The 9,022-nt window shown below is 59.5% G+C and carries 9 protein-coding genes; 3 read left to right on the top strand and 6 right to left on the bottom strand.

Going from position 1 to position 9,022, the window contains the following annotated elements:
* Positions 1 to 53 precede the first annotated feature (53 nt).
* The 5 genes from JNL55_RS05235 to JNL55_RS05215 all read right to left on the bottom strand — a co-directional run bounded on the left by JNL55_RS05235 (position 54) and on the right by JNL55_RS05215 (position 4,989).
* Positions 54 to 977 (bottom strand): phosphoribulokinase, encoded by a 924-nt coding sequence (locus JNL55_RS05235; protein WP_293850282.1) that lies wholly within the window; start codon positions 975 to 977, stop codon positions 54 to 56.
* A gap of 9 nt (positions 978 to 986) precedes the next feature.
* Positions 987 to 2,057: a class 1 fructose-bisphosphatase gene (locus JNL55_RS05230; protein ID WP_293850280.1), complete on the bottom strand. Its 1,071-nt coding sequence runs from the start codon at positions 2,055 to 2,057 to the stop codon at positions 987 to 989.
* Positions 2,054 to 3,001 (bottom strand): CbbX protein, encoded by a 948-nt coding sequence (gene cbbX / locus JNL55_RS05225; RefSeq protein WP_293850277.1) that lies wholly within the window; start codon positions 2,999 to 3,001, stop codon positions 2,054 to 2,056. Before cbbX ends, JNL55_RS05230 begins: the two co-directional genes overlap by 4 nt.
* An 80-nt stretch (positions 3,002 to 3,081) precedes the next feature.
* A complete protein-coding gene (locus JNL55_RS05220) occupies positions 3,082 to 3,498 on the bottom strand; it encodes a ribulose bisphosphate carboxylase small subunit (protein WP_293850274.1) in 417 nt (138 codons plus the stop codon).
* Positions 3,499 to 3,519: 21 nt separating this feature from the next.
* A complete protein-coding gene (locus JNL55_RS05215; protein ID WP_293850272.1) occupies positions 3,520 to 4,989 on the bottom strand; it encodes a form I ribulose bisphosphate carboxylase large subunit in 1,470 nt (489 codons plus the stop codon).
* A gap of 141 nt (positions 4,990 to 5,130) precedes the next feature.
* On the opposite strand from JNL55_RS05215, the gene JNL55_RS05210 reads away from it, so the two are divergent.
* Positions 5,131 to 6,072 carry a LysR family transcriptional regulator gene (locus tag JNL55_RS05210; RefSeq protein WP_293850270.1) on the top strand — a complete coding sequence of 314 codons (942 nt, stop codon included), beginning with the start codon at positions 5,131 to 5,133 and terminating at the stop codon, positions 6,070 to 6,072.
* Between the two features lie 118 nt (positions 6,073 to 6,190).
* Positions 6,191 to 6,592: a YciI family protein gene (locus JNL55_RS05205; RefSeq protein ID WP_293850267.1), complete on the top strand. Its 402-nt coding sequence runs from the start codon at positions 6,191 to 6,193 to the stop codon at positions 6,590 to 6,592.
* On the opposite strand, the gene JNL55_RS05200 is transcribed toward JNL55_RS05205, so the two are convergent.
* A complete protein-coding gene (locus tag JNL55_RS05200; RefSeq protein WP_293850264.1) occupies positions 6,593 to 7,288 on the bottom strand; it encodes a pentapeptide repeat-containing protein in 696 nt (231 codons plus the stop codon).
* Positions 7,289 to 7,705: 417 nt separating this feature from the next.
* Between JNL55_RS05200 and JNL55_RS05195 the strand changes: the two genes are divergently transcribed.
* On the top strand, positions 7,706 to 8,944 hold the full coding sequence (locus JNL55_RS05195; protein WP_293850261.1) for a porin: 1,239 nt from the start codon (positions 7,706 to 7,708) through the stop codon (positions 8,942 to 8,944).
* Positions 8,945 to 9,022: the final 78 nt, after the last annotated feature.

Raw genomic sequence — 9,022 nt, 5'->3', positions numbered from 1 at the left:
TCGATACCATCGATGAGCTTCGGCATGTGAACCTCAATGACCCTCTGAAGATGTTAGAAAGCGGGCTCCAGCAACGCAGTGTTCGAACGGTGCGGACGGCGCGCCAGCGATTCCTTGCGGCGCTCGATCAGCCGCAGAATCATGGGCGTGAAAATCAATTGCATGGCCAGGTCCATCTTGCCGCCGGGACAGACGATGGTGTTGGAGCGGGACATGAACGAGTCATGCAGCATCGACAACAAGTACGGAAAGTCGATGCCCTGCGGATTGGCGAAACGAATCACCAGGATGGATTCCTCCGGCGACGGGATGAAGCGCGCCACGAACGGATCGGAGGTATCGACCACCGGCACACGTTGAAAATTGATGTGAGTCCGTGAGAACTGCGGACAGATGTAGTGCACGTAGTCGTGCATCCTACGCAGAATGGTGTCGGAAACTGCTTCTGTCGAATAACCGCGAGTCGAACGATCCCGGTGCAACTTCTGAATCCATTCGAGGTTGATGACCGGCACCACGCCGATCAGCAAGTCGACATGCTTCCAGACGTTGATCTCCTCGTGAGCCGCGGCACCGTGCAGCCCTTCGTAGAACAGCAAGTCAGTCGCGTCGGGCAGTTCCTCCCATGCGGTGAACGTACCCGGCTTCTGAGCGAACGGAGCAGCTTCATGCTCGTCGTGCAGATAGCGGCGCCGCTGACCGCGCCCGCACTCGCCGTAGCTGCGAAACAAGCCGTCGAGCTCGGCGAACAAGTTTGCATCGGGCCCGAAATGGCTGAAGTAAGTGTCACCGCGGGCCACCGCTTCGGCCATTTGTTGCTTCATGCCAGCGCGGTCGTAGCGATGAAAGCTATCGCCTTCGACGAACGCCGCGCTGATGGCTTCTCGACGGAAGATCTGCTCGAAGGTGCGCATGACCGATGTCGTGCCGGCCCCTGACGAACCCGTAACGGCAATGATGGGATGCGTGGCTGACATGGTGGCTGCCTATGCGGGCGATCTGAAGATGCTACGAGAACCGAACAACGGCGCCTTGAACTCGAAGTCGTTGTACTCGCTGTGATAACGCTCGATACGTTCGACTTCAGCGCGCGCACCGAACACGAAGCCGATGCGCTGATGCAGGCTTTCCGGCTGCACCGTCAACACCGGCACGCGACCGGTACTGGCGCGGCCGCCGGCCTGCTCGATCAGGAAGCCGATGGGATTCGCCTCGTATAACAAACGCAACCTGCCTGCCTTGGCGAGATCCTTGCGATCACGCGGATACATATAAACGCCGCCGCGCATAAGAATCCGATGAGCTTCCGCCACCAGCGCGGCCACCCAACGCATGTTGAAATCATGACCGCGTGCCCCGCTCGCTCCGTCCTGACATTCGCGCACATAGCGCTTGATCGGCGCCTCCCAATAGCGCGAGTTAGACGCGTTGATCGCAAACTCCGACGTGGTCTCGGGAATGCGCAGATCCGGATGGGTCAACATGAACTCGCCAATCTCGCGATCGAGCGTGAAGCCATGCACGCCGCGGCCAGTGCTCATCACCAGCATGGTCGATGGACCATAGATAGCGTAGCCGGCACACACCTGCTCGGTCCCCGGCTGTAAAAAATGCTCCTCGGACGGGTCTGTGACACCCTCGGGACAGCGCAGCACCGAAAAGATGCTCCCGACAGCGACATTCACATCCACGTTCGAGGAGCCATCCAGTGGGTCGAACAGCAACAAATATTTGCCCGTGGGATATTCCGCCGGAATGGCGTACGGGCGCTCCATCTCCTCCGACACCATGCCGGCCAACTGACCGCCCCATTCGTTGGTCCGAATGAAAATGTCATTGGTCAGCACGTCCAGCTTTTTCTGAGTCTCGCCTTGCACATTGATGGTATCGACATCGCCCAGCGCGCCGGACAGCGCGCCCTTGCCGATCAGCGTGGCGATGCGCTTGCATGCCAGGCGCACGTCATTCACCAACGCGGTGAAATTGCCGGTGGCGTGCGAATGACGACGCTGCTCCTCGATCAGGAATCGGGTCAACGTGCGAGGTGCGATCGTCATGTTGGCAACTCCCCATTTTTTGCAGTCTCGGCGAACACACGGCTGGCCCGGATATCCGCGGCCACGAGGGTCATCAGGTCGCTCTTGTCGATGGTCTGATCGCGCTTGCCGAACAAGCGACTGGCCTGACGCAAACGCGCGCGGTCCAACGCGTTACGAATCGATCGGGCATTCGCGAAGTGCGGCTGGGTCTGTCGCCGCTCTATGTATTCGCGTAACGCCGCCTGAGCATCGGTGCTCAACGTGTACTGCATCTGTTGGAGCATCAACTCGGCGATGGCCAACAGCTCGTCCGGCGTGTAGTCCGGAAAAGCGACGTGATGCGCGATCCGTGACGACAGGCCCGGATTGCTCCGAAAGAATCGCTCCATGCGATCTTCGTAACCGGCCAGAATCACCACCAGATCGTCGCGATGGTTTTCCATCTCCTGCAACAGGATCTCGATGGCCTCCTGACCATAGTCGCGTTCGTTCTCGGGCCTGTATAAATAGTAGGCCTCGTCGATGAACAGCACTCCCCCCATGGCTCGCTTCAACACCTCACGAGTCTTCGGCGCGGTATGGCCGATGTATTGGCCGACCAGATCGTCGCGAGTGACCGCGACCATGTGCCCCTTTCGCACATAGCCGAGCCGATGCAGGATCTCTGCCATGCGCAGCGCGACAGTGGTCTTGCCGGTGCCGGGATTGCCGGTGAAGCTCATGTGCAAAGACGGCGCGCCGGTGCTCAGGCCGGCCTGACGACGCAAAGTGTCCACCAGCAGCAAGGCACAGATGTCACGAATGCGACTTTTGACGGGCGTGAGGCCGATCAACTCGGCGTCGAGTTGCTCGAGCACGTCGGCGACATGGGAGTCGCGGAACACGGCCTCGAGGTTGAAACCAGAGGTGTCCGGCGTGACAGCTGTGTCAACTGTGACAGTTTGTTTCAGCACAGAATTCATGTGACAGGCATCCCCCCGAAAAACACCCTCAGCGCTCTCCCTTTGAGAAAGCGACTACCGCGGCACCGACCTGAGCGGCGTCAGTAGCGATGGCCCTCCGGCCTTCGCGTCGCGTACGACCGCATCGAGTACTTCACTTCTCGGCCCGGGCCTTCTTCACGTAACAGCTCGAAGCCCGGTTCCTCATCGGGGCGAGCCACGATGAAGGACAGGCGCAGCGTCTCCACGCCGCGGGTGGAGTCGAAGGCATTCACCTTGACGTAGCGATTGGGAAACGTGCGCCGGCAGGCTTCGACTTCTCGCATGATCCCGGCGGCATCCTTCAGATCGAACATCGGGATGCCGAACATTTCCCAGTAGGTGTTGCGAGGATGCGGGTCTTCGGTGTGCTCGATGGACACCGCCCAACCGCGCTGCAGGCAGTACTCGATCTGGGCGCTGATTTGCGCGTCAGTGAGATCGGGCAGATAAGAGAACGTACCTTGAGTGAGTCGCATGGCTGTGCTCTCGAGTAAAAATCAAGCGGCCGCGGTCGGTGTGGGAACGAAGTCGGGTGTGTCGGTGCTCGCATAGTCGAACGTGACCTCACCCCACGTATCCAGTGCTGCTCGCAGCGGCACGCAATGCTTGGCGGCATCCGACAGAATCGATGGACCTTCACGCCAGATATCCCGGCCTTCGTTGCGAGCGAGCACCATGGCTTCGAGCGCAACTCGGTTCGCAGTGGCACCAGCAGCGATGCCCATGGGATGCCCGATCGTGCCGCCGCCGAACTGCAGCACCGTGTCGTCGCCGAGATACGTCAACAGCTGATGCATCTGACCGGCATGAATGCCACCGGAAGCCACTGGCAACACGCCGGGCAATCCGGCCCAGTCCTGGTCGAAGAAGATGCCGCGCTGTAAATCCATCGGGTTCTGCGACTCACGCAACACGTTGTAGAATCCCTGCACCGAGTTCGGATCGCCTTCGAGCTTGCCGACGATGGTGCCGGCGTGCAGATGATCCACGCCTGCGAGCCGCATCCACTTGGAGATCACACGGAACGACACGCCGTGATTCTTCTGCCGCGTATAGGTGCTGTGACCGGCGCGATGCAGATGCAAGATCATGTCGTTCTTGCGGGCCCACTTGGCCATCGACTGAATGGCCGTGTAGCCGATCACCAGGTCGATCATCACGATCACCGAGCCGAGCTGCTTGGCAAACTCGGCGCGCTCGTACATGTCTTCCATGGTCGCGGCGGTGACGTTGAGATAATGACCCTTCACCTCGCCGCTGGTGGCCTGAGCCCGATTCACCGCTTCCATACAGTTCAAGAAACGATCGCGCCAATGCATGAACGGCTGCGAATTGATGTTCTCGTCGTCTTTGGTGAAGTCGAGGCCACCCTGCAGCGCCTCGTACACCACGCGGCCATAGTTCTTGCCGGACAGGCCGAGCTTGGGCTTCACGGTGGCACCGAGCAGCGGTCGGCCGAACTTATCGAGTCGTTCGCGCTCGACCACGATGCCGGTCGCCGGACCGGCAAATGTTTTCACATAGGCCACCGGCAAGCGCATGTCTTCCAGACGCAGCGCCTTGAGCGGCTTGAAGCCGAACACGTTGCCGATGATGGACGCGGTCAGATTCGCTATCGAACCCGGTTCGAACAAGTCCAAGTCGTAAGCGATGTACGCAAAGTATTGGCCGGGCGAGCCCGGCACCGGCTCGACCTTGTAGGCTTTGGCGCGATAACGATCGCAAGCCGTGAGTCGATCGGTCCACACCACGGTCCAGGTCGCTGTCGAAGATTCGCCGGCCACGGCGGCGGCGGCTTCATTCGGATCCACCCCTTCCTGAGGGGTGATTCGGAACATCGCCAGGACATCGGTGTCCTTGGGCCGATAACCGCTGTCCCAGTAGCCCATCTGCGCATACTTGAGTACACCCGCCCGGTAGCGTTCTGCCGTCGGATCCGATGCGTTGCGATTGCCAATTCTCTTCATGGTCGTCGTGCCTCGAGCAAACTGTGGCCACTCATTCCACCGCCATCATCATCGTCTCGAGGCACAGACTCGCCCGCGGCCGCGCATTAGGTCCAATTCGAAATAATTGGCCCCAGCATAATTTTTCCTTATCTTGGCCCCATGCGTAACATCACCTTGAGACAGATGCGGGTGTTCGCGGCTGTGGCGCGCTACCGCTCCTTCACTCGCGCCGCTCGCGAGTTGCATCTCACCCAGCCGGCGATCTCGCAACAGATCAAGCTGCTGGAGCTGGAAATCGACATGCCGTTGCTGGAACACGTCGGCCGGCAGATTCATCTCACCGCCGCCGGCGAGGAACTGCTGCGTTACGCGGCGCAGATCAACGAGCTGTTGCGTGAAGCGGGCGAATCGCTCGCCGCCATGCGTGGCTTGAAACGCGGCGTATTGAAGCTCGGCGCAGTAAGCACGGCGAAATACTTCGCGCCGTCGCTACTGTCCGCGTTTGCCCCGGCTTATCCGGAAGTCGCGATTCGTTTTACGGTGGGCAACCGCGAAGAAATCATTCAACAGCTGGCCGCAAACGACATCGACCTGGTGATCATGGGCCGACCGCCCCGCGAGCTGATTACGGTGGCCGAGCCGTTTGCCAAACATCCGCTGGTCATCATCGCCTCGCCCAATCACCCGCTCGCCGGCAAGCGCCGGATTCCATTGCAACGCTTGAGCAGCGAGAAATTCATCATCCGCGAAGAAGGCTCGGGCACGCGGGCGTCGATGGAACATGTGTTCAAGGAACGGGATCTGGCCATCCACGCGGCCATGGAAGTCAGCAGTAACGAAACCATCAAACAAGCGGTGATGGCCGGCATGGGGATCGGCTTCATTTCCATTCATACCGTGGGCCTGGAGCTCGCGGCCGGCAAGCTGGTGATCTTGAACGTGGTGGGCTTGCCATTGATTCGCGACTGGTACGTGATTCACCTGCGTGACAAACGTTTGTCACCCATTACGGTGGCGTTTCGTTCTTTTCTGCTAGACAACGGCGCCGCCATCATTCGCAAGACCGCCGAAGAAAACAAACTGCTGCTGGATGCGGACTGAGGGCGTCTCAATAGTTGCGTCACTGCGGGAGGGGCTCGGACATTGGCCGCGGGCTTTGCTATCCTGTCTATTCATACAGCCCTAGCCAGCTCCAACCAGCCATGTCGAAGGAAGCCGCATGACCGACCCGAAAACGCCGTCCGAGTATCTGGTGATTTCCAAGGGCAAGTGGGACGAGGACAAGTCACCCGAACAAATCCAACAGGCCATCGATGCTTTTTACGAATGGCACGACGTGCTGGTGGCCCAAGGCAAGATGATTTCCGGCCAGCGGCTGGCCCCGCCCACCCTGATGGTTTCCAAACATGGCATCACCGACGGCCCGTTCGCCGAAACCAAGGAGGTCATCGGCGGGTACTGGTTTTTTCGCGTCGGCAGCCTCGAAGAAGCTGCCGCGTTAGCTGCCCAGAATCCTTGCCTGGCCTGCGGCCTGCACTATGAAGTGCGCCCCATCGAACCCAAGCGCGGCTCGGCCTACGATCAGACCTGCGAAACGCCCGGCAGCCGAACGAAGAAGTAGCTAGAACGTGGCTGTCTCACGCCCGTGCGTGGTTTCCAGTCCGTGCAGGCTGCTCACACCACGCGCTCCAGTGAAAATGCTGTTGTGAATTTCGGCATCGGTCACCGTGGCGCCTTCGAGTGTGGCGCCACTGAGATCAGCCCCCGTCAGCTTGACCCGCGACAGATTGGCGCGAGTGAGATCCGCCTCGCGTAAATCGGCAAAGCTCAGATCGCCGCGAGATAAGTCAGCGCCAACCAGTTTCGCGCCCTTGAGCTTGGCGTTTCTCAGCACGATGCGAATCAAACCCATGGGTTGATTGCGCATGTCGGCGCCGCTCTTCAAGTCGCTGAGATTGGCGCCTTCCAAGTTGGCGAACTCCAGATTGCTCATGAGTCGCGCGCCGCTGAGATCCGCGCCGGCAAGATTGGCTCTCACCATCAGCACGCCGAACAAACTCGCGCTGCGCAGGTTGGCGTCCGTCAGCACGGCATTGCGCAGAATAGATATATCCAGATTGCAGTTGGCCAGATTGGCCTTGGCAAGATTGGCTCCCTCGAGATTGGCACCAAACACTCTCGCCCCTCGGAAATCGATGCCGGACAGATCGACACCAGGCGCTTCGAGATTGGAAAGATCGGTGCCGCCACCCGCCAGTCGAGCGATGACTTGTTCTCGCGATGAAGGTTCGGCATACGCCGCAGCGGCCGCCAGCATGAGGTAACCCATACAAAGGCCGGCCAGTTTGTTTGCTAATCGGACCTGCATTGCCACAACGGCTCCCGATACTTTGCAGCGAGCACGCAGTTATTCCCAGTCCAGCGGTCCATCAATTAGCCCCATCAATCCAACATTAAGCAGCGCGCAACGACTGTATCACTGTGCCGTCTGTGTCGTCACAGTGTCACTTTCTGACACAGGCTCGAACACATCTCGACGATGCGCCTCGACTTCGTCTGGTCAGCTGTTGTCTTTTCGCACGCACGCACCTGCAAATCGGCCTTGATTCGAAACTGGCATACAGCTTGCTACATATCAGCCACACGAATACGTGCCGCTGCCAGCAAACAGCAGGTCGCGGCCGATTGTGAGTGCTCGACACAATCATTCGACACAATCAGAAGGGGGAATGCCATGCACACGAACCAAGGCATGTACGGGCCTATGCACATGCTTCGATATACGATTGCCGCCGTCATCGCAGTCGTAGTCTGCAAACCGGCCGGCGCGGTCGAATTGAATGCCGGCGATTGGAAGTTCACGGCCAGCGGCAACGTCAACGTCCATTACATCCATTCCAGTTGCGAAGATGAAACATCGCTCAGCATCACCGGCGGACTGGCGTGTCGCGGCGCTGCCGGCGAAGACAAGACTTCGTCGATCAGCAACGGCTTGTTGCCGGCCGCACTGGCCATCGGTGCATCCACTACCCAAAACGGCTACGACCTAGCCGTGACCTTCGGCTTCTATCCGGGCGTCAGTACCAACGACGGTAGTCCGAACCTGCAACAGGGCGCGACGTTGTTGAACACCGCGCTGGGCACCACCGGCATCGACATGCGCCAGGTGTTCATGACTTTCGGCAACAAGAGCATGGGCACGTTCATGCTCGGCCGTAACATTGGTCTGTTCGGTGCCGATGTGATTCTCAACGACATGACTCTGCCAGGTGTCGGCGCGAGCAATGGCAACTATGCGGCGCCGGCCAACACGTCGCTCGGCTCCATCGGCTTGGGCTACATCTATACGGACTGGCTGGCACAGATCAATTACACCACGCCGGATTTCAGCGGCTTCAAAATCACTCTCGGCATTTTCGATCCGGTCGAGCCCATCACCCAAGGCGCGGCGACTCCCAAAGGCAGCCCTGGCTTCCACGGCAAAGTCGCTTACACCAATGGTCCGATCTACGTGTCCGCCACCTTCATCAGTCAGAAACAAGAAGGCGTCACCGACGCCGACGACTTCGACAGCCGAGGCTTCGATATCGGCGGTAAAGTCACCTTAGGCCAGTTCGAAGTGCTGGGCTGGTACTACACCGGCAAAGGCATGGGCACCACCGGCTTGTTTCTATTCGGCGCGGCACCCGGCGGCCGTGAGCGCGACTCGGATGGCTTCCTGGCGCAAGTCACTTACAAGCTCGGCGCCACCAAGATCGGTGTGAACTACGGCGTGAGTAACCTGGACCTGGCCTCCGCCGAGGGTACTTCGGATCTGGTCGAGTCCAACGAAAAGTTCACCGTCGGCGTGTATCACTCGCTGACCGAGAACCTGACGTTGCTCGGCGAGTTCACCGATGTGAAAGCCGAGTCGCACAACGGCATCAAGAACGACAGCAACACCTTCAACCTCGGCGCGTTCTTATCGTTCTGACGCGCAGCGTTCGGCTGAGCGGGTGGGAACTGGATGCGGGCGGCATCCATTTCCCATCGCAGCCATGCCAAGTTCATA

Origin of the sequence: Steroidobacter sp. (assembly GCF_016790065.1) — a bacterium.
Classification (GTDB): Bacteria; Pseudomonadota; Gammaproteobacteria; order Steroidobacterales; family Steroidobacteraceae; genus Steroidobacter.
The sequence above is the reverse complement of the archived record's forward strand: the minus strand, read 5'-3'. Positions and strand labels throughout refer to the sequence as shown.

Coding starts and splice junctions, on each gene's coding strand:
- JNL55_RS05220 (WP_293850274.1), bottom strand. CDS start 3,498: ATGCGACTCACTCAAGGTACGTTCTCTTATCTGCCCGATCTCACTGAC.
- JNL55_RS05200 (WP_293850264.1), bottom strand. CDS start 7,288: ATGCTGGCGGCCGCTGCGGCGTATGCCGAACCTTCATCGCGAGAACAA.
- JNL55_RS05235 (WP_293850282.1), bottom strand. CDS start 977: ATGTCAGCCACGCATCCCATCATTGCCGTTACGGGTTCGTCAGGGGCC.
- JNL55_RS05210 (WP_293850270.1), top strand. CDS start 5,131: ATGCGTAACATCACCTTGAGACAGATGCGGGTGTTCGCGGCTGTGGCG.
- JNL55_RS05195 (WP_293850261.1), top strand. CDS start 7,706: ATGCACACGAACCAAGGCATGTACGGGCCTATGCACATGCTTCGATAT.
- JNL55_RS05215 (WP_293850272.1), bottom strand. CDS start 4,989: ATGAAGAGAATTGGCAATCGCAACGCATCGGATCCGACGGCAGAACGC.
- JNL55_RS05230 (WP_293850280.1), bottom strand. CDS start 2,057: ATGACGATCGCACCTCGCACGTTGACCCGATTCCTGATCGAGGAGCAG.
- cbbX (WP_293850277.1), bottom strand. CDS start 3,001: ATGAATTCTGTGCTGAAACAAACTGTCACAGTTGACACAGCTGTCACG.
- JNL55_RS05205 (WP_293850267.1), top strand. CDS start 6,191: ATGACCGACCCGAAAACGCCGTCCGAGTATCTGGTGATTTCCAAGGGC.